This window comes from Vibrio marisflavi CECT 7928, assembly GCF_921294215.1.
GTDB lineage: Bacteria > Pseudomonadota > Gammaproteobacteria > Enterobacterales > Vibrionaceae > Vibrio > Vibrio marisflavi.
Map to the genome: position 1 here is coordinate 942,847 of NZ_CAKLDM010000001.1, position 21,183 is coordinate 964,029.

Here is a 21,183-nt window from a genome sequence, read left to right on the forward strand (position 1 = left end):
AGATCGTAACAATCACTTTTACCCTATGATAGCTTTTATATCGCAAATGGGAACAGTCCCATACATAAGAATTATACCCAGTTACTGGGAAAAAAGTGAAGGATGCGGTTCGATACAAGCTTTGGAGTGTACAAAATGAAAAAATTAAGCCTTTTGGCAGCAGCGGTAGCAACAACTTTAGCAGCAGGTTCGGCATTTGCTGTTGATTTTACGGGTTATTTTAGAGCAGGAACAGGTGTCAGTGGATCAGGTAACAGCGATATTGCCTATGACAAAAACGGGGTTGGTCGTTTAGGGAACGAAAGCGATAACTACTATGAATTTGGTTTCAATCAGGCGTTAGAAAAGAACGATCAAAAATGGGAACTCATTTCAATGATTGCCGCTGGCGACGATGGCAACAACGCTGATGATGAAACCAATTGGACTAAAGTCTCTCAGTTTGCAATCAAAACAAAAGGCTTAATTGGCAGCGATCCTGAGGCTGAAGTTTGGGCTGGCAAAATGTACTACCAACGCCATGATATCCACATCACCGATTTTTACTTTCTAAATACTTCTGGCACAGGTGGCGGAATTCAAAACCTTTCTGTTGGAGATCAAAAGCTTTCCGTTGCCCTTGTACAAGATGCTGATACTGATAACTCGAGTAGCAGTTATATTTTCGATACTCGAGTAGCAGATATTAACTTATGGGAAGACGGCTCTTTGGAGCTCGGTATCGCTTACAACTTTGCGACCAATAAGTCTGGTTATTCAGAAGCAGCCGACGATGGTGTATTCGCTACCGCCATATTTAACCAAAATATCGAAAGCGGATTTAACCAAACCGTACTCCAGTTCGGTAATAACGGATATGGCCAACAAGCCGCCGACTGGGGCGCAGGTAAAGGTTACACACGTGGCACAAGTGCATACAACGGCAGCACTGGATACAGAGTATTAAACTGGGGTGTGGTTAGCCTGAGCAAAAAATGGGAATTTGGCCACCAGCTTGCCTATCTAGCCGGTAGCGATATTGGTGGATTAAACTCTAGCAATACCTACACTGGTCAAGATTTCGACATTCATCAATATTCTGCTGTAGTTCGTCCAATGTATCAATGGACCAACAATATGCGCACCATTGTTGAAGCTGGCTATAACGCAGGTAAAGAAATCAATACTGCTGGTACAGCCACACAAGACTTTGGCTTGGCCAAGTTCACTCTTGCTCAAGCTTGGGCTCTAGGTGAAGGCTTCTGGGCAAGGCCAGAGATAAGAGTTTATGGCTCTTACTTAGCTGATACTGAAAATAACAACACATTTGGCACCAATGACAACTCTGAATATGTATTTGGTATTCAAGCAGAAGCTTGGTGGTAACCACAAATTCCACTGTCAAACGCCCACTGCTGGGCAATATTCAAGCCGGTGTTTGCCGGCTTTCTTGCTCAACCAATAACGAGTAATTAAACCAAGGAATCACTATGTATATACGCACTTTTTTCACCATGATTTGCCTTGTTTTAACTGGCTGCCAATCAGCGAAAGTAATAGAACAAAACTCGGCACCGAATACGCAAGTTGTTCATTCAATCTCTGAATTACAAAGCGTTAAAATGACACTACCTAGCACCAAGTCAGTAAAGATTACTCCTCAATCGCAAATACTAGACAACAGCACAATAAATAGCCCTGTTGCCGTTTTTGAATTTCCTTCAAATAGAGGAGAGCTCAATATAACGATCACAAGCCAAATAGAAGATTCTGTATTTTACCCCTCAGCAATTATCGTTGACAAGTCAGGCAAAGTAATTGAGCGCTACCAAGGTGATAACTTTAAGTATCTAAAACCGAGACTAGCGAAAGGCAATCGAATATCAGCCAATATTAACTTCTTCCCACCAATGAATGAAGACACCCTTTATTTAGTCGTATATACCAACGAAGATGAGCAGAATAAAACCACCACAGTCATAAACCCAGCCCGGTTGTTTGCTGAAGCCCATGGTAACTACTTACCACAGGTAAAAGACATCCCTGTTCCTCACGCAAAGGTTGGGGTTATTTCGGTCGAAATTGATGGCGCTCGTGCTAACCTACTCCAATCAACAAATACAATGACTTCTTCAGCTCCAGCAGCTTCACAAAAAGCATCTACAGAAAGAGCCAAGCAATATTACTACGCTCAAATCAAACAAGCGGTGAACAGTGATGATATACCCAGAGCTTTACAACTACTAGATGAGGCGAAAGCCAAGAATATATCAGGTGCTCAAGACGTATTTGTTAATGCTATAAACAATAAGTAAAATAATATTGGTCAGTTATAAAAATGGCTGGCCAATTTCTAATGCTATAATTTATCAACCCTTATTATTGTTTAAACCAATACCATAATAATCGCTTACCATCCTCCAAATTAATCATATATAGATCACAGCTATTATTGTTATTGATATTAATAACAGTCAATTAGGTATGACTTCTCATCAAAACATATTCTCAATCTCCTTCACATTTTAAGCACCCAATCACTTGATTAATTACATTGGGCATAAATAAAATGCACTCGCTCTCAATCAAGGAGCAACAAATAACAATCCAAGAACTAATAAACAACATCAATTAAAAAGAATCTTCTTATGAAAAACAACGAAAGTATTGAAATAGGTACAATAAGAAAAACCGTTCAAAAACTGATAAGCAAGGTTATCAAAAACGAAGATTTACAGAAAAAAGAAATAAATTGCTTTGAATCACTGGTTTCAAGAAGACAGTTTATATCTGGCAGTGCTAAGTTCGCTGGTTTAGGTGCCCTCGCCTGCAGCGGTGTCGTACCAAGTGCTTGGGGAAGACTCAACTCAGATTATTCAAGTAACCCAGCAGATTTTGGTATCACGCAAGCGGAAATGGCTGAGGAAGTGGCTGCCTATCAATTCAAATTTGGTACGGAACTCTTTACTCAAGTAGTACAGGACAAACCTTATAGTGCTTCACATAGCACCCAAGGAAAACATGTCGCACTGGAAAGCTTTAATGGTGGTCAATTAAAAATCCAAGCTATTGTTGATCAAACAGATCCTACAGAATATGGATTTAATGATTACGACTCGAATTTCGGCACTACAGAAATGGCTCATCTAGCTGAAATGGAAAGTGGATGGGGAATTGAAATACTTGAAAAGACGCAGGCTAGTATAGACTCTGATGAGCCTTCAGGAGGATATGATACAACTTTTATCACGCCCACTAAGTTTTCGAAAAAGTTAACAGGTAAAGAAACTCTATATCGCCTGCATCATCCACTCCACAACACACTAGATTCCAGTGGTACTAAGATGCTGGGCGTTCAAGCTTTCCTAATAATAGGGACGTCATGCAACACTTCATATATGTGTATTCGCTGGCTTGAGGCAGAAGCTTCTGCGAAGTCTTCGTGTGATATGGACACAGTCGTCTCAACTGGCTGGGACATAGTTCCTCTTGAGCAAATCCTGCCTGTGAACCCTACTTTCCATTTTGTGAGAACTTATACCGATGTAACCGGTAAAGACTATATAACTTTTACTTCAAGTGACGATGGAAGCTCCAGCTTTTGGTATAACCATATATTGTGTATTGGCGGGTGGAAAGACATTCGTAGTTATCAAATGACTACTCAATTTTCAAAAAATGTGCCTATCAGTCAATCAACAGACGTTAATATCGGAAATATAGTCCAAATTAATGTTGGTGAAGACCCTTCAAACGATACCTTCTGGGTTAGCTTAAGAGGCATACCCGCCTATAAAACTATCCACTTTCCACCAAGCTCTACAATTAATACAGCTTCAAAAAATATCAAAGGAATCGAAGTTTATAGCGAAGTTCGGAGGCAAATTAATAAACCTTTTACAACTACTGAGCTGTACAAAGCCTTCCTACAAGAACAAAATCAGTTTTCGTTCACTGATTGCTATGAAATTCAACGAACAAAAGCAACTTACCCTAACGGAAGAACTTCAGACGCATGCATTAAAATAGCGTTAATGAATCGAAAGCAAACGACTTCCTCTCCTGCTAAGTCCGATATTATGCTTATCGCACATGACATGAATGATGGTACATTTATAGGCTACCAACGCTTTCACGTCCCAGAGAACTCTTTTGTTGCCGATCCCATTCTGCTCACTGGCGGCATAAGCAAATATGGTGGGTTTACCTTCTTCGCAAAAGATACAAATAATTGTGTTTTAATGTATCGCCAATCAAATGGAACCGATAGCAACACCCCATACTCCACACCGCTTGTCGATGGCCGCCTTACTCCACCCGGAACGAATGCAAGTAACGTAATACTTGGTGAATGCCCTGATTTTGCGAGCACAAACCCAGATACCGGAGCCAAAAGCTACCGTGGTATCTTTATTGGCAACAAAGCCAACGCAATTTATTGCAACCCTAGATTCAACAACTCTTGTGACATGTTAACGATAGAAGAAGAACTGCACTCTGGTTCAGTTACTAGTCGCGCTTATCTAAGCTCGAAAAAGCAGGTCGAAACCACATGGTATAAACAACCCATTAGCCAAAGCATCACATTGGAAGAAGCAGAAACCGAGAATACTGAATATCAAGAATGTTACCGAGCGACTATCTCTCCACTCAACTCCTATGGATATAGCGCTATTGGTAAAGAAGGCCAGTATGTCGAGATTCGAAGCCCCTCTCCGCAACAAATTTTATTTAACAGCACTCAAGCCTTTGATGTCGACAGATCACAGGGTGCTCTTATACCTATCAGTGACAAAGGGGAGCCGATATCGATCATGGTCAAGGCCAACGATATTGCTTGTCGGCTTATGGTTCGAGTCGTTGATATCAGCACTTTAGAAAGAAGCAATGATAGCGCTTTGCTACGAGACGCTAATTCAGAAGGTGCTACCACAAAATGGTACAACCTGAATTTGGCCGAGCAAGCTAACCTGCGAATGGCCAGTAGCGAATACAATAGCAAGTCCAAGTTACAAGATGCTGGCAACAAGTGCGGTGTGACCTTTGTCGAAGCTAACGAGAACTCTCCTTCAGAGTCATACGACAGCCTAAGCGATCTCTATAAGCAGAGTGCAGACTCTATGAATGCTCTGAATACAGCAACTAATGATTCAGATAGCAATCTAAAAGGAACATATTACCAAGACGAACAGGCCAATAACCCACTGTATACCTTACATGTTTCTTCACTTGAGTCCCTATTGCAGTCAAGTGATAATTCCAAACTCGTCGTCGGCTTTCAAAAAGGAAAGTTTGTTCGTACTTCTGAAAGTAATCATGAAAGCATGCAGCTGCAAGGAATATTTGGTGATTTTATTCACTGGGTATCTGATGTAGTACATGCCATTGCAAATGTTATATCTCATCCAGCTGAAGCCATAAAAGATGGCTTCAAACTGGTGTTAGATGGCGCCAAAGTCGTCATTGAAATGTCGAAAAATCTACTCGAGCTTATCGGTCAAGCTGTCGACTCAGCAGTAAACTGGGTTGTAGAAACTTGTGAACAAGTAGCCGATATTGTTGCTTCTATTGTTACTGCCGTAGTTAAAGTAGTGATGTGCATTGTACGCGCCATCATTATGATTGTGATGCTGTTTGTCCACATCAAAGACATCATTAGTACCATAAAAAGTGCTGAGCGGTTACATGACGATGTATTCGATATAGTAGAAGAGCAAACAATGCTTGCAAAACAAGAAGTCCATAACTACCGAGAAACAGTTGATTCTGCATTTGACTCTCTAAAAGGCCTTGCCACTTATCAAAGTCACAATACAGGTGTAGGCAATACTGTTGCGACAGCTTTTTCTGAAACAATTAAAGTTGGTCAAGGTATTATCGATGCATGCATTAATAACCCACTAGTAAACGACGTTATTATGCCCGCGATAAGCAAATTGACAGAAGCACTTTTAACTGTCGTTGATGGTGTATGGGATACCATCAGCCCAATTCTATTTAAAGATATCCAATTTAACGAATTCGGCAGTGTTGTAAACGTGATGATGACTCCTAAAACCTTTGAACCATCCTCTTCAAAGATGGAAGAATTTATTGCTTGGTTCATCGAAATCATTATCAAATTCGCATCTGATCCAACCGCCCTATGCGATATCGTATCGGAAGTCATGAACAAAGCAATCGAATGCTTTCAAGGCGCGGTAGACTGGACTTTTGACTTACTGGAATCAGCAATTGAATTAGCGGCGAATGCTTACCGTACAATTTGGACCCAAGCATCAATTACTTTTCAAATCCCCATAGTAACCAAATTCTTGAAGCTTTTTGATATCGATCTTTCTACTAATATCAGCTTCAAGCAATTAAACAGCGTACTTCTTGGAACCGTTGCATGGTGCACAATGTATATTAAAGATGGTAAGAGCATCAAATCCTTACCTTCACTTAAAGATCCTGTTCAGTCGGGACTGCTACTTGGGGATGCCAGTGGCTGGAATGGATACACACTTGCCTTTGATATTTATGATGCGTTACTGAAAGTAATTGGCAACATAATGTGGCTAAACAGCCAACAAATTAAAATCTTTGAAAAAACGACTGGGACCGAGTACAAAACACCACCATCACTTTTAAAACATTTTGATAGCGGCTACGAGTTTTTCTTGAGTTGTAACGTTGTAGTTAGCATTGTTCGGTGGGCCATTAGTGATGCTAAAAAAGTTAATAAACATAAAAAAGACGCAGCAACCAGCATCACCTTTGATATCCTAAAGTCAGTGATGGATATAACGAAGTTAACAGTCAAATATAAAGACTCGTATAAAGATATCAAGGACCCTGTATCTGATGTATTAGGAGCAGCAGGAATCGGCCTCTCAAATATGAAAGCCCTAGTGAAGACGACTTATTTTGTTCAAGACATTGCAGATTCTAATGTCACTCCACTAAGTTTCTTCAAATACTCTTCGAGTATTATTCAGACCATCAATGGCGATCTAATATACGGAATCGACTTGTCTAACAAGAGTAACACTACGACTCCAGCAGATATTCAAAGCAGAATGCAGACTGGGTTTTACTCACAGAACATAGCACTCATGTTCGACATAACCTCAAAAGCCCTTAGCAACGACGACAACATAAACGGCGACTAAAACAATAAAAAAAGGATCAGCGCAATGCTGATCCTTTCCACTTTAAAAGAGCTTAACGTTATCTTAAACCCTGCGATAAGGCAGATATACAGGCTCCCACATATGCGAAGCAAGTTCTTGGTGAATGTCTTTATCACGCAAACTGCTATCAGCATCTGTTTCTCGTAAGCGCTCTAAAATTTCTGTCGCCACTTTTAGCGTCACTTCTTTTAGCTCGCTGATTCTTGGGAACACGCACCCCATAGCTAAGTCTTCTTCACTAACATGCTCAGCCAAAGCGAAAGATGCCGTAGTAAACATATCCATGGTGATCTTTTTCACTTCACCCGCAATCGCAGCTAAACCAACGCCCGGGAAGATAAATACATTGTTACCTTGGCCGATTCGGTAAGTATTGCCCTCAAATTCGATGTCATCGAAAGGGCTACCAGTAGCAACAATCGCTTTACCATTAGTCCAACGGTAGAGATCTTCAGGCAAGGCTTCACAATTTGATGTTGGGTTAGAAAGCGGGAAGATAATTGGCCTTTCTGTGTGCGTATGCATTTTCTCTACATGAGCTTGAGTAAATGCACCGCCAACACCACTACAACCTAGTAATACAGTAACAGGAACATTGTTTATAAGATCTTGGAGGCTCGCTTTGCCCTCTTCCTCTAATTGCCAATCTTGCGTCATTTCCCAAGACTTAGCATAGCGTTTCTTATACTCATCCAATCCTTCTCGGTTATCAAAAACAACGCCACGAGAATCTAATGTGAATATGCGTGCACGCGCTTCTTCATGAGAAAGGCCTTCTTTGAGTAGACCAGCAAAGATTTGGTCCGCAACACCTACACCACCAGCGCCAGCACCATATACCGCGTATACTTGGTCAGCTAGATTTTCGTGCTTGATCTTAGTTGCATTGATGATGCCCGCGAGAACAACAGAACCAGTACCTTGAATGTCATCATTGAAAGAAGGAATGACATCTTCGTATTCTGTTAGGTTGTCAAAGGCATTCGATTTACTGAAGTCTTCCCACTGCAGTACTGCTTTCGGGAAGTGACGCTTAGTTTGCTCAACAAACTTAGCAATAAATGCACGATATTCTTCACCGCGAATACGTTTTTTCGGTACACCCAAATACATAGGGTCAGAAAGTAAATCAGCGTTGTCTGTACCAATATCTAGTGCAACTGGCAAACATTGAGTAGGGTGAATACCAGCCCCTAACGTGTAAAGTGACAACTTACCGATTGGGATACCCATGCCGCCAACACCTTGGTCACCAAGCCCTAGAATACCTTGACTATCAGTTACAACGATAATCTTGATATCTTGGTTTGGAAAGTGGCGTGCCATTTCACCCATGTTGTCTACGTTTTCTTCAGTTACGTAAAGGCCACGAGCTTTTTGATAACGGTGGCTAAATTCCTGACAAGCTTTACCCACTGTTGGGGTATAAATAATCGGCGTCATTTCCTCAACATAACGATTAATCAATGCATAGAACAATGTTTCGTTTCTATCTTGCAGGGATCTTAAGAATAGGTATTTTTCGATGTCCGTTGACGCATTTTTAAAGCCTTGATAAACACGCTTAATTTGATCTTCAAACGTTTGAACTCTAGGAGGAAGTAGACCGTTTAAATTGAACAGCTCTCTTTCTTCGTAACTAAATGCTGTACTTTTATTAAGGTTTCGATCATTTAGTAGATCGGTTCCTGAAAGTGATACCGGACGAAACTCTTTGCCTTCCGCATCCTTCCAACGTAAGTATTTTCCTACAGTCATAACATCTCCACAGACCTTTTTAATCACTCTTTTTGTGAGCGAATTGAAATTCGCATGTAGTCTAAAGAGGAATAAAAACAAATGTTGTGATCAAAAGCAGTGATTAAGGAATTTTTCAATGGCTACAATGAGCTAATTTGATGATATTCATCAATAAAACTTATAATTGCTCAGTTATTCAACTAGCGTCATTTCCATGTCAAATAGTAAGCAAAAATTAACAGCGCGACATTTAACAAAGCCTCCCACTAGAGGCTAGTAGGAGGCTTTATTAAGACAGTTAAATACTATTTTTTAATCATACTGTTGAAGCTATACGTTTACACTCTTTGCTTCTTTGTAGCTCTTTCTTTGCGCCAGCATGATAGTCGCTACAAATGTCACTACAAATGAAATACCCATGCCAATGACGTAATACACTATCTTTTCTGGGTTGATTGAAATAATTCCTGGGATTCCCGCAGCTCCCAATGCTTGGGCTTTTACTTGGAAGAAGGTAATGAACGCACTTGAAGTAGCAGCACCAATCATAGCGGCAATAAACGGATAACGCAGTTTTAAGTTCACCCCAAACATTGCAGGTTCCGTTATACCCAATAAACCCGTTACCCCAGAAGGAATAGCGATACCTTTCAACTTCATATCCTTAGTCATCATACCCACAGCCAATGAAGCAGCGCCTTGAGCAACATTCGACATCGCAGCGATTGGGAAAATAAAGCTTCCTCCAGTCACAGCGATATTGGCGAGTAACTGAGTCTCTATCGCGATAAAACTGTGGTGCATACCCGTAATTACGAAAGGCGCGTAAATCATGCCAAACACTGCACCACCGAGCACGCCCGCCGACTCGTATAACCAGTTAAGGCCATCACCTAACATAAAGCCCAAGTCTCGAGTAAATGGACCAACAAAGGCGAAAGTCACAATGCCAGCTATGAATATAGCAAGAAGAGGGGTGAGTAAGTTGTCTAACACTGAAGGAATTATCTTTCTTAACCCTAACTCCAACTTAGCCAAAATATAGGTAGAAACAAGAACTGGCAACACCGAACCCTGATAACCAACCTTTTGAATATCAAATCCTAGAATATTCCATGTTGGAACAGTGCCCGAAATTGAAGCACTACCGAATCCCCAGCCATTAAGTAAATCTGGGTGAACCATGATCATACCCAATGCGGCACCAAGAAATGGGTTCCCTCCAAACTTCTTCGCAGCAGAAAAACCGAGCAATACAGGCAAGAAAACAAACGGGGCGTTGGCAAAGGTATTTATCATGCTTGCTAAATCGGCGAGCCCAGGGTTGGCGTCAATCACAGATTTACCGTCGATGAAAAGCCCAGGAGCGGTCAGTACGTTGAATATCCCCATCAGCAAACCACCAGCTACAATAGCTGGGATTATTGGAACGAAGATGTCCGACAAGCCTTTAACTAGCTGTTGTAGCAAATTCTGTTTTTGAGCTCCAGCACTTGCAACATCCTTAGTCGACATATCGCTCAACCCAGTCAACTTTGCAAGCTCTGCATAAACTTGGTTCACTGTTCCAGAGCCAAAGATGATTTGATATTGGCCCGCGACTTTAAACTGGCCTTTTACTCCCTGAAGCTCGCTCACGGCTGCTTCATCCACAATGCTTTCATCAACGAGAGCAAGCCTAAGCCTTGTCGCGCAATGCGCCAAAGCCTGAATGTTTCCTTTACCTCCCAAGCTATCGAGAAGCTGTGTTGCGATATGCTGGTAATCCATGAGCCACCTTTCCAGTATTTTTATATTTAGGGAACGTTTGCAGAAATATACGATCATTATGCCAATAGAAAAACATCAACATGATAATAATGTGATATCAGTCTAGCTTGATTCGCTTAAAACCCAATATACACCCTATAATTTGTCCAAAACCCGCCCAATTCGACCCTATCGATTGCATATTAAGGTGAGTTACATTAAATTAGACAACGTTCCCACAATTAGGAAGTATCATGTCGTTATCACATCTGATTGAGCTAGCTGGAGGAATTGACAATATCCAGCGAATATTAGTCGACGATGAAAACTATTTAACGGTTTCACTTGTAGATGAAATAAAGCCAACCTCTGCGCCTTCTAATGTTTCACTAGACAACGTCAATCAAGAATGGCAGCTAACAACACCGTTGCAAGGTGATCTCGATAGTCATCTCATCGATGATATTAGTAATGCGCTATCTCAAAGGTTCTCTGAGCAGATCAAATACATAGAAGTTAAGAAATGCCCTTTTAGACCAACATGGCATATTTCTCCGCCGCAGGGTCTACTCAACGACCCGAACGGGTTTGTATTTCATCAAGGTCAGTATCATCTGTTCTATCAATGGAATCCTTTTGCATGCGAACATAGAGACAAGTGCTGGGCCCACCTGACAAGTGAAGATTTGATCAATTGGAAATGGCTTAATCCCGCCCTAGCGCCTACCGACTGGTATGACAGTCACGGCGTATTCTCCGGACATGCGGTAAGTAAAGGAGAAGAACTTTACCTTTTTTATACAGGTAACAGCCGAATAGGTCACAATAGAAAACGACAAACCACACAGTGCCTTGCAACTTCATCTGATGGCGCTCATTTCAAGAAACACGGCCCCGTTATTAAACAGCTACCAGAAGGGGTCACTGCACATATACGCGACCCAAAAATCTATTTTCGCAATGGCGTTTGGAACATGCTTCTCGGAGCCCAAACTGACGATCTAAAAGGTCGGTTAGCTCTGTATCAATCAGAAGATATGCTTAACTGGGAGTACCAAGGGCTACTTGGTGACGAGCTCGGTGATTTTGGCTACATGTGGGAATGCCCTGACTTTTTCGAGCTATCGGGTCAGCATTTTGTTGTGCTTGGTCCACAAGGGGTGAAGTCAAATAGCCAATTTGATACCAACCCACACAGAAATCGAATTTTTTCAATTTCCGAGCAAAACGATAGCAAGTTTAGCTTTGAGCAAGAGTGGACACTCGACTACGGGTTTGACTTTTACGCACCGCAAACAACACTAACAGAAGATGGTCGCCGAGTGATGGTCGGCTGGATGGGATTACCTGATGACATCAACCAGCCTACAATAGAAAACGGCTGGATACACCAGCTCACCATGCAGCGTGAACTTATCTATCAAGATGGCAAGTTAACCCAAAAGCCAATTGTCGAGCTAGAGCAATTAATGTCGGAAGCGCAAGCAGTAACGCTTGGTAGCGATCCAATAGATATAGAGACAAAAAGCTTTGAGCTTACGGTTACGCTTGATAGTCACTGTACGCTATCACTCATGGAAAACCAGCAATATAGGATCACATTAGCATTTGACCCTGATAGGCAGGCCATTCGCGTTGACCGAAGCCAAACTATATCTTGTAGTGGAGATACCGTAAGAGAAGTCACTCAAGTTGGTAGAAAAGTTAAGCTAGCGGTTTACGCTGATAACTCGTCACTAGAAATATTTATCAATGATGGAGAGAAAGTAATGAGTGGGCGAGCTTTTACTCCTGAAGACGCAACATGTATTTCACTAACTGGCGAAAAAGCTGAGGCTGTTCTGCGTAATATCTACCCGTCAATACCGCCATTTTCTGGTGAGTAGTTACCTACTCCATACAATAGTAGTGACCTGTCTGGACAAACAGGTCACTTTATAATTTAGGGCACTTTCAGCAAGTTTCTCTATCAATACTATCGAAACTAAGTACAACTTTACTCATTTCTCGCCCTTTACCTTCAATTCTATCCAAGAGCATTTTAGCTGCGTTCTCACCTGCCTTATCAAAGGCATAGTTAAATGTAGATAAGCTAGGGCTACTGATATAAGCAAGTTCGTCATTTCCAAGCCCTAATACTTTTACTTGCTTACCTACATCGACACCAGCTTCTCGAAGAGCTTTCACTGCACCTACGGCAATACGGTCTGTTGCGCAAAATATACCATCAAGGTCGGGAGTAAGCTCAATTTGCTGTTTTGCCAATTTGTACCCCGATTCCATAGAAAAATCCCCATGAACATGAAAGTACAGCGACAAGTCATTTAGTTTCAATGCTTTCTCTAACCCATTGCAACGCTCTACATCTACCGCAATATCATCACTTTGAACGCCAATAAATCCAATTTTTTTGCAGCCAACATTCGTCAAGCGGTTACCCGCTTCGAAACCAACTCTCGTATCATCATGTACAACACTTGGAATATCAAACAACGAGCCATCCTGTCCCACTAGAATTACTGGAGCCGAAGATTGCTTGATCGCTTTAACTAAAGAGTCATCAAGGTGCGTAGCAAAAAGAACGATCCCTTCAACTCTCTTCTGATTAAAAATCTTTATGTATTCTAGCTCTTTGTCGTGCTTTTGATGCGTGTTCGCAAGCAATACATGTTTGCCTGCTTCATCAAAAATTCCACTAAGACCGTCGATACCCTGCGATGTAGCATTAGATGAAACTCGTGGAACGATAACACCAACCAAGTTGGTTTTTCGGCTCTTGAGATCCTTTGCGACTTGATTTACGACATAACCGCACTCTTCTATCGCTTTGCGAACAATGACCTTCGTCGACTCTTTCACACCATATTCATCATTGACGACGCGTGAAACCGTAGATTTAGATACCCCTGCCAAACGAGCTACATCATGTAAGCTAGCCATATTTTTTCCTAAACTTTATCAACTTAACCCAACTCAACAATATGCTATTTCAATATGAGCATTAGGTAAACCATACAACTGTTACCATTTGCTCACAAAGCGTCCTTCATTGAAATAGCGCTACTCATTCTACCCGCCCCAAATTGATCACTACTTAAATACCAGCATATGCGCACTTGAGTTGCTCAATTAACCCCCACAACATGTTCAACAATCAACCTAATCAAGAACTATCTATAAACACGAAAATTCGTTTGTTTTGTTCTTTAATTGTACAAAACACTTAGAGTCAAGCAATTAGTACATGTGCTCCCATTTAATTACAGACCTAGAGTTCGCGACTTAAAGTCCAAGCTATCTCATTGAAATCAGCTTATGTTACTTTTTCATAGTTAAATCTCAACCAGCTATATATTCCCATTTTGCATGAATATATAACCAGAGCAATTATTGATCAAAATAAAATATACCAATAGAATCCGCCCTGTCTTAAACATAGACGGTGTATAAAAACATAAGCACCATTCTCTTTGTGATAGATAAAATGAATTAGTTATTAAAAATAAACTTTACTGGGCAATATTTGTTCATAAAGCAGTGTGACAAAAAACAAAGCGGTATATCTATCCTATAATGGATAGATGAATGAATAGGCATTTCACGTGCATTTTTATTTAACCACTTCAGAACATGGATTTTCTATTAATTTAATAGAGCAGCTATAAGGAAATTTTGGCCTGAGTGATCAGGCTAACTTCACATACAACTTATTCATACTCAACATTTATTAATAGTAAATACATCATAGTCAATTAAGGTAATAAAAAATGCTAACTAAATTATTCGTTAACGCTCAACTAGCTCTAGACTCAATCAAAAAATCTGCTTCAAACTTCGTTGGTGACGAACGCGGTGTAACAGCAATCGAATACTCAATCATTGCTGCTGTTATGGGCATCGGTATTTACGTAGGCTTAACTAAAAGTAGTCTAGTAACTAACATCGGGTCTGCACTTAAAACAGTTGCGAGCGACATTAACTCAGCAGCAGGTAAGTAAAATCATTGAACAAGTGGTTAGTGCTATGGTGGCTGCTGTTAGCCACCATTTCTATTTATATCAGTTATCAAGATATCACAAAAAGAACAATCCCAAATAAGTCCTGTCTTTTAGTAGCCATTGTAAGCATTTTTATCTCTTTAGAAATACAAAATAGCTTCGATATTAGCTATGTGTTAGGCATATTCTTAATTGGATTATTTTTATTTTCATTAAAGATAATTGCAGCAGGTGACATAAAGCTACTAGCTTCATTTTTTATAGCGATTAAACCTCAATATGCTCCTATGACCCTATTTATAATAAGTCTATTAGGCGGCTTTCTTGGTTTTTCATACTATTTAAAACTAAAGCTATTTGGAAGAAATTGTTTAATAAACCACGGGGTACCATATGGCATTCCAATTTGTATTGGTTGTTTATTCGGTATCGCTGCGTCTATTTAAATTAAGGTTTTGATCGTGAAATCAAAAATATTTTTAGCAATTGCTATTGTAGCCGTATTAGTCGGCCTTTATGGCGTAGCAGGGTCATTAGTAAACAAACCGCATGCCAAAACTCAAGAAAATACTCTTATTCAAGTATGGCAGTTAAAAGAAAACGCTCACTCCGGTGAAATAATCAACCGACGTATGCTAAGCGTTAAACAGTTACCAAAGGCTAAAGCGAACCAATTGGGTTTTACTGAAAACGTCAACTTGAAATGGACTCAAGGCACAGTTTTTCGTCAGAACCTTACCCAAGGCAGCTATATCTCCAATGCTGATATTGTTCAGCCCGAAGATGCTGGATATATAGACTACGTCATTAAAAAGAATCGCGTCGCCTTCCCAGTGGAAATAGGCCCGAACACTGTCATTGGTGGAGTTCTGACTAACGGAAGCAAAGTCGACGTTCTGTCAGTAATAGGTACCCAAAAGAGTTCGAGTGGCTTCTCAGGTTCGAGCAGCAAGCCAAACAACTCTGTTTATGTAAAACCGATCTTCTCCGGAATCAAGGTTCTACAAGTTAAGAAACAGACCAAGAAAAGCAATATAGAAGGCTCTAAGAAGTCCAAAAATCACGTCGTTGTTGTGCTAGAGCTAACAAGAAAACAAGCGGTAACACTAACTGTCGCAGAGCAAGTCTCCCAAATAAAACTCGATAAATCTGTGGGTGAATACAGCAAAGCTGATCTACAAGCAGATTCTGGAGATATATTGCCGCACTTTCAAGGTGTTGCCGAATACCGCGCTGACAAGATGCAAATTAACTAGGTTTTGATCATGAATATTAAAACAAAACAAATTTTAATTGCGCTAGCTCTAACATCCGTGTCTTTTGTTTCGGCTGCTAGAGGAGTGCTCAATCTTGCGCAAGGATACGCAAGTACGATTAACTTGAAAGAAGATGTCTCTTCTGTCTTTATCGCTTCCCCAAAAGTTGCTGATTACCAAGTTATCGATAAACGCAAAGTCGTTGTCTATGGAAAAAAAGTGGGACACACAACGATATTAGTTTTTGGCAAATCTGGCAACACACTCGCTAGTGACAATATCATCGTCAATAAAAGCTTAACTAAGATACAGCAATATTTGGCACTTAAGTTTCCAAACGACAATGTGAATGTCTTCAATGTTGATGGCCAAGTCGTACTAAGCGGTACTGTTTCAACTGAAACTGAAAAGAACAAGATTGAAAATGTTGTTGGCACACTGCTAAAACGAAATGCAAAAGAACACACATTTACGTTCTCCGACGGGAAAAGTAAAACAAGTGAACAACTTGATTATATGACTCGTAAAAGCTTCGAAGGTATTGTAAACAACCTCGAAGTCGCCGCAACAAAGCAAGTTAACGTAAAGCTATCCATAGCTGAAGTCTCTCAATCCTTTATGGAAGAGATCGGATTCAAGTACGGAAGTAGTTCTGACAGCCCCGGGCAGTTTATTAGCTCAATAAACGGTTTCAATGCATCCAATTTGCTTTCAATCATTAACGCAAGCCACGATGACACTGTAGGTAAAGTTCTGGCTGAGCCAAACCTGTCGGTGATTTCTGGAGAAAGTGCCAACTTCTTGGTTGGTGGTCAGCTACCTGTTGTTACTGTCATTAACAATATGACTGACGTTCAGTACAAAGACTATGGTATTCAGCTAAACCTGACGGCAAAAGTACAAAAAGACAGCAAAATCAGGCTAACTCTGGCACCTGAAGTGAGCTCGCTAGATACCACTTACGAAAACCAAACCTATAACCTACCGGCACTTAAAACACGCCGTGAGAAAACAACAGTAGAACTCGGTGACGGGCAAAGCTTTGTCCTTGGTGGCTTGTTAAGTACAGAAGAAATTGAAAGCTTAAGTAAAGTACCTCTATTAGGAGACATCCCAATTCTAGGTACGTTATTCCGTGATGCCGCAACCCAGAAAAAGAAAACAGAGCTTGTCATTGTTGCAACAGTAAACCTAGTGAAGCCAATTAAACCTTCGCAGGTACAGCTTCCTACAATGCAGAGAACAACGACATTAAGCCGATTTTTTGGGCTTAGTAACAAAAGCAGCAGCTATCCAAAAGCGAGTGAGAAGTGGGCGAATGAGCTGCTTGCAACCGGAGGCTTCAAGAAATGATCAACTGGAAATTGCTTGCACTTATTCCTGTCATCGCTGTGACAGGCTGTGCTGAACATGTCAATGAACGTTCTGGTAGCAACGTAGATGTCTACCCAGTTACATACTCTTTAGCATTGACTAAGCCATCACCATTTTTAAACAAGTTTATCGACTCTCACTTCAGTGTAATCCTTGAGCACGGCGTTAGTATCAAATGGTATTCGTACACGGGTAAAGCCTGGGCCAAACAGATTCGCAAAGAGCTAACCAAGAAAGGCGTAGATTCTAGCTCTATTCATCTAGAAGCTGGAATGAACAAAGATGACGATCGTTTCGACATCTCTATTTCAACCACTAATTACACGACTCAAGTAACTCAATGTGGTTATTACGGAGTTGGGGACGTAGAAGATACCCCTTCTGGGTGCTATGTAGAGAATAGTCGTTGGGCTTCAATGGTTAACCCGCAGAAAATGTTGACCAAGACGTCTCCTGACGCCAAGTAAGAGTAATTATTATGTTTGATTTAGTTGATGTTATAAAAAGTCACTCCGACAAGCCCGATAGTGAAAACTTGCATACGATGGTGTTATTTCATCAGAGTGAAGAGTGCAAAAGCTTTGTCGAAGAAGCATGTCGATTCGAAGGTTTAGAGCTACCGAAGACTCTAGTGAATAACGATAAGAATATTCATGAACACGCTCGAGAAAACAGCTCTTGCACAATTATTATTGAGCTAACCCGAAGCCAAAACGTTAGCGAAGACATGCAGCGTATCTCTCATCTACTGCCAAACAACACTTCCGTTATTGTTGTAGGCACTGAAGGGACAATATGCACAATACGTAACTTAAAAACCTTAGGTTTTCACTACCTATTTTGGCCAGCATGCCAGGAGGAGTTTGTAGAGTTACTGCATAACTTACGCCCAACACAGGCTAACAACGTAAAGCTAAGCCCTACTCGTAAGGCAAAAAATATCGCTATATTGGGAGCGAAAGGTGGCGTTGGCACTTCGTTCTTCGCCTCTCAATTGGCACAAAACCTAGCAGGCAAACACAATAGCTCATGCGTTGTAGCCGACTATAACTTTACTGGCGGCAATCTAGACATACTGCTGAATGTCGAAAACTTTAGCAAAAGAAATGTGAGTTCTGCTGAGGTTTCTACAACGCTAGATACAACATACGCTATGAGCATGACGCAAGATGTCAACAAGCTGCTTTCGTTGCTAAGTATTGAGTCCGACACATTAAATGAGCCGGAAATGCGAGATATTTTGCGCACGGTGATTAATGCTTTGTCCACTCAGTTCAACTTCATTGTAGAAGATTTTTCAAGCACGTCATCTTGCAAAGAACAGCTAGAGTACATTGCAAAAAATGCCGATATTGTCTTGCTAGTCATGGATAAAACCGTTTCTAGTCTGCGAGAAGCAAAACGTCTATTAGACGCTTTGCAGAGCCACAACTCTGTCGCAAGGCACATTACTATTCTCAACAATACTCGCCCAGAGAAGGCCGCGACGGTTTCAGATCAAGAAGTAAAATCCTTCTTGGAAGAAAGTCCTGATATTACGTGTGCTTACGAATCGGGGTTAAGCCAGGCCATTCTAAATGCTAAAGCGCTTAACACTCAAAGATTACAGGTCAATAACACTGTTGAGCAACTTACGTCACTGGTATTGGGTAAGCCATATACAAAACGTTCTGCAATCAAATTAAAGCAATGGTTGAAGAAGGCGTAACGTATGTACAGCAATAAGACTATATATATCCACATTCGTGAGAAGATATTTGAAGCTCTTGAACCTGAGTCCATTAATTCTCTTTCGAAAGATCAACTAACTAGCCAGCTCGCGAAAGCTGTCGATCTGCTTATCGAAAGGGAAGACTATTCCGTAGCCTCGGTGATCCGCTCTGAGTTTGTAAAGAATTTGGTCGACGAATTACATGGACTTGGCCCACTGCAAGTATTGCTCGATGATGAGTCTATTAACGACATCATGATCAATGGCCATGACAATGTGTTTGTTGAGCGCAACGGTATTGTTGAAGAGTCAGCGGTTAAGTTTATCGACGAAAGTCAGCTACAAAATATAGCCAAACGTATCGTTACCCAAGTAGGACGTCGTGTTGACGACGCTTCTCCCACATGTGATGCGCGCCTTGCAGACGGCAGCCGTGTCAATGTAGTGATACCACCTATAGCCATTGATGGCACTTGTATCTCTATTCGTAAATTCAAAAAACACGCCATGGGCTTAGATCAAATGGCTGAGTTTGGTTCCATGAGCAGCCAAGTCGCGCAAGTGCTAAAAATTGCTGCTCGATGTCGCTTGAATATCATTATTTCTGGCGGTACCGGCTCGGGTAAAACGACCTTGTTGAATGCCCTATCGCAGTACGTGTCTGAAAAAGAAAGAATTATTACTATTGAAGATGCAGCCGAACTCAAACTACAACAACCTCATGTCGCACGACTAGAGACGCGAACTGAAGGTATCGAAGGCAATGGCGCGGTAAATCAACGAGACCTAGTCATCAATGCTCTACGTATGCGTCCTGACCGTATAATTGTCGGTGAGTGTCGTGGCGCTGAAGCATTCGAGATGTTGCAAGCGATGAACACCGGCCACGATGGTTCAATGTCTACTCTGCACGCAAATACTCCACGTGATGCCCTTGCTCGTGTTGAGTCTATGGTGATGATGGCAACTTCTAACCTTCCGTTAGAAGCAATACGCCGCTCAGTAGTCAGCGCAGTCGATCTGATCGTGCAGATAAGCCGACTTCACGATGGAACTCGTAAAGTAATGAGTGTCTCTGAAGTTGTTGGACTTGAAGGCTATGCGATTGTTTTAGAAGAAATTTTCAAGTTCCATCACAGCGGTCAGGTGCAAAACGGTAAAGTAGTGGGCAACTTTACTACGGCAGGTTTGCCGCGACGTTCAGTAATCGCCGAGAAAGCAAGTTTTTACGGGCTTCAGGCGCAATTGAACGGCTTATTTGGTGCGATGGAGACGATGTGATGTACTGGTTCATCTTAATGATAGGTGGGCTTTCGGTGATATTTCTCCTAAAAGGAAACAAGCCCAAGCACACGTATCTCGACAAAACACGCTTCAATGATATCGATCCTTCAGCGGTTAACGAATCACAAGTAGTCGATTTAAACGCCCTCTCGACAAAATCGCTTTCAGACAAACTATTAAGCGAATTGAAAACAGCGTATTTGCAGTTAGGGAAATTCGCATCATTAAAACTCATGGCAGTAATAGTGATCTGTTTCGCGGCCGCTATGTACATTAATCGAACTTTTGTTTTAGGTGGTCCTAAACAGTTAGTTGCAATCTTCTGTGCGATAACTGTGCTAAGTGTATTGTATGGTATTTCATGGCTTAAAAAGCGCGCATATAAGCAATTTAGCGAATCGTTTCCTGAAGCACTCAACATCTTAGGTAGTGCTATTAGCACTGGTGAAAGTATTGTCCACGCTATCAGCTATGTTGGGAAAAACCTTGATGGTGATGTCGGAAAAGAGTTCAAGCTGATGGGTGAAAGGCTACTGATTGGAGAAAAACCTGAAAGCGTATTTCGTAAATCTTGCGCTCGTTTTCCCTACTCCGCATTTTTGTTCTTTGCCATTGTGCTCAATGCCAATATACAAAGAGGCGGCCAGTTGAAAGAAGTAATTAGCCGACTAAACCGAATGATTTTCAATGAACGAGCGATGGAGAAAAAGAAAATGTCTCTGACATCCGAAGCTCGTATGTCTGTGAAAATTGTAGCTTCGGTGCCATTCATCTTCTTGTTTTTATACCAGTTTATTAGTCCACCAAACTTTAACTATGTACTACACAACCCTAAAGGGCACTACTTATTGTATTACCTCATTGGTAGTAATTTAATCGGCTTCTCCATTGCAGCATGGCTAATGAGGGACTAACAA

General features: G+C 41.2%; 15 protein-coding genes. 12 read left to right on the forward strand and 3 right to left on the reverse strand.

The window, feature by feature from the left end; translation table 11 throughout:
* Positions 1-135 precede the first annotated feature (135 nt).
* The 3 genes from lamB to L7A31_RS04235 all read left to right on the forward strand — a co-directional run bounded on the left by lamB (position 136) and on the right by L7A31_RS04235 (position 7,133).
* Positions 136-1,365 carry a maltoporin LamB gene (lamB, locus tag L7A31_RS04225; protein ID WP_237360251.1) on the forward strand — a complete coding sequence of 410 codons (1,230 nt, stop codon included), beginning with the start codon at positions 136-138 and terminating at the stop codon, positions 1,363-1,365.
* A 104-nt stretch (positions 1,366-1,469) separates the two neighbouring features.
* Positions 1,470-2,294 carry a MalM family protein gene (locus L7A31_RS04230; protein WP_237360252.1) on the forward strand — a complete coding sequence of 275 codons (825 nt, stop codon included), beginning with the start codon at positions 1,470-1,472 and terminating at the stop codon, positions 2,292-2,294.
* A 333-nt stretch (positions 2,295-2,627) separates the two neighbouring features.
* Positions 2,628-7,133 carry a phage tail family protein gene (locus L7A31_RS04235; protein ID WP_237360253.1) on the forward strand — a complete coding sequence of 1,502 codons (4,506 nt, stop codon included), beginning with the start codon at positions 2,628-2,630 and terminating at the stop codon, positions 7,131-7,133.
* 63 nt (positions 7,134-7,196) lie between these two features.
* Here L7A31_RS04235 and L7A31_RS04240 read toward each other — a convergent pair whose 3' ends face one another.
* Positions 7,197-8,912 carry an NAD-dependent malic enzyme gene (locus tag L7A31_RS04240; RefSeq protein WP_237360254.1) on the reverse strand — a complete coding sequence of 572 codons (1,716 nt, stop codon included), beginning with the start codon at positions 8,910-8,912 and terminating at the stop codon, positions 7,197-7,199.
* Between the two features lie 312 nt (positions 8,913-9,224).
* Positions 9,225-10,664: a sucrose-specific PTS transporter subunit IIBC gene (locus L7A31_RS04245; RefSeq protein ID WP_237360255.1), complete on the reverse strand. Its 1,440-nt coding sequence runs from the start codon at positions 10,662-10,664 to the stop codon at positions 9,225-9,227.
* 233 nt (positions 10,665-10,897) lie between these two features.
* Between L7A31_RS04245 and L7A31_RS04250 the strand changes: the two genes are divergently transcribed.
* A complete protein-coding gene (locus tag L7A31_RS04250) occupies positions 10,898-12,529 on the forward strand; it encodes a glycoside hydrolase family 32 protein (RefSeq protein WP_237360256.1) in 1,632 nt (543 codons plus the stop codon).
* Between the two features lie 67 nt (positions 12,530-12,596).
* Here the strand turns inward: L7A31_RS04250 and L7A31_RS04255 are convergent, their stop codons facing one another.
* Positions 12,597-13,583, reverse strand: coding sequence for a LacI family DNA-binding transcriptional regulator (locus tag L7A31_RS04255; protein ID WP_237360257.1), 987 nt, complete (start codon positions 13,581-13,583; stop codon positions 12,597-12,599).
* An 827-nt stretch (positions 13,584-14,410) separates the two neighbouring features.
* Between L7A31_RS04255 and L7A31_RS04260 the strand changes: the two genes are divergently transcribed.
* The 8 genes from L7A31_RS04260 to L7A31_RS04295 are packed head-to-tail and all read left to right on the forward strand — an operon-like array spanning position 14,411 to position 21,180.
* Complete coding sequence (locus tag L7A31_RS04260) at positions 14,411-14,641, forward strand: Flp family type IVb pilin (RefSeq protein ID WP_237360258.1); 231 nt, start codon at positions 14,411-14,413, stop codon at positions 14,639-14,641.
* Between the two features lie 5 nt (positions 14,642-14,646).
* Positions 14,647-15,087 (forward strand): A24 family peptidase, encoded by a 441-nt coding sequence (locus tag L7A31_RS04265; RefSeq protein WP_237360259.1) that lies wholly within the window; start codon positions 14,647-14,649, stop codon positions 15,085-15,087.
* A 15-nt stretch (positions 15,088-15,102) separates the two neighbouring features.
* Entirely contained in the window at positions 15,103-15,897 is a 795-nt protein-coding gene (gene cpaB, locus L7A31_RS04270) for a Flp pilus assembly protein CpaB (RefSeq protein WP_237360260.1), read from the forward strand.
* A gap of 9 nt (positions 15,898-15,906) precedes the next feature.
* Positions 15,907-17,250, forward strand: coding sequence for a type II and III secretion system protein family protein (locus L7A31_RS04275; RefSeq protein ID WP_237360261.1), 1,344 nt, complete (start codon positions 15,907-15,909; stop codon positions 17,248-17,250).
* Positions 17,247-17,738 (forward strand): hypothetical protein, encoded by a 492-nt coding sequence (locus tag L7A31_RS04280; protein ID WP_237360262.1) that lies wholly within the window; start codon positions 17,247-17,249, stop codon positions 17,736-17,738. The genes L7A31_RS04275 and L7A31_RS04280 overlap by 4 nt, the downstream gene beginning before the upstream one ends.
* A gap of 11 nt (positions 17,739-17,749) precedes the next feature.
* A complete protein-coding gene (locus L7A31_RS04285) occupies positions 17,750-18,979 on the forward strand; it encodes a CpaE/TadZ family protein (protein ID WP_237360263.1) in 1,230 nt (409 codons plus the stop codon).
* A 3-nt stretch (positions 18,980-18,982) separates the two neighbouring features.
* Positions 18,983-20,263: a TadA family conjugal transfer-associated ATPase gene (locus tag L7A31_RS04290; RefSeq protein WP_237360264.1), complete on the forward strand. Its 1,281-nt coding sequence runs from the start codon at positions 18,983-18,985 to the stop codon at positions 20,261-20,263.
* Positions 20,263-21,180 carry a type II secretion system F family protein gene (locus tag L7A31_RS04295; protein WP_237360265.1) on the forward strand — a complete coding sequence of 306 codons (918 nt, stop codon included), beginning with the start codon at positions 20,263-20,265 and terminating at the stop codon, positions 21,178-21,180. Before L7A31_RS04290 ends, L7A31_RS04295 begins: the two co-directional genes overlap by 1 nt.
* Positions 21,181-21,183 lie beyond the last annotated feature (3 nt).

Bases quoted from the DNA above. Each gene is read 5' to 3' on its own strand.
- lamB (WP_237360251.1), top strand. From the start codon at position 136: ATGAAAAAATTAAGCCTTTTGGCAGCAGCGGTAGCAACAACTTTAGCA.
- L7A31_RS04230 (WP_237360252.1), top strand. From the start codon at position 1,470: ATGTATATACGCACTTTTTTCACCATGATTTGCCTTGTTTTAACTGGC.
- L7A31_RS04235 (WP_237360253.1), top strand. From the start codon at position 2,628: ATGAAAAACAACGAAAGTATTGAAATAGGTACAATAAGAAAAACCGTT.
- L7A31_RS04240 (WP_237360254.1), bottom strand. From the start codon at position 8,912: ATGACTGTAGGAAAATACTTACGTTGGAAGGATGCGGAAGGCAAAGAG.
- L7A31_RS04245 (WP_237360255.1), bottom strand. From the start codon at position 10,664: ATGGATTACCAGCATATCGCAACACAGCTTCTCGATAGCTTGGGAGGT.
- L7A31_RS04250 (WP_237360256.1), top strand. From the start codon at position 10,898: ATGTCGTTATCACATCTGATTGAGCTAGCTGGAGGAATTGACAATATC.
- L7A31_RS04255 (WP_237360257.1), bottom strand. From the start codon at position 13,583: ATGGCTAGCTTACATGATGTAGCTCGTTTGGCAGGGGTATCTAAATCT.
- L7A31_RS04260 (WP_237360258.1), top strand. From the start codon at position 14,411: ATGCTAACTAAATTATTCGTTAACGCTCAACTAGCTCTAGACTCAATC.
- L7A31_RS04275 (WP_237360261.1), top strand. From the start codon at position 15,907: ATGAATATTAAAACAAAACAAATTTTAATTGCGCTAGCTCTAACATCC.
- L7A31_RS04280 (WP_237360262.1), top strand. From the start codon at position 17,247: ATGATCAACTGGAAATTGCTTGCACTTATTCCTGTCATCGCTGTGACA.
- L7A31_RS04285 (WP_237360263.1), top strand. From the start codon at position 17,750: ATGTTTGATTTAGTTGATGTTATAAAAAGTCACTCCGACAAGCCCGAT.
- L7A31_RS04290 (WP_237360264.1), top strand. From the start codon at position 18,983: ATGTACAGCAATAAGACTATATATATCCACATTCGTGAGAAGATATTT.
- L7A31_RS04295 (WP_237360265.1), top strand. From the start codon at position 20,263: ATGTACTGGTTCATCTTAATGATAGGTGGGCTTTCGGTGATATTTCTC.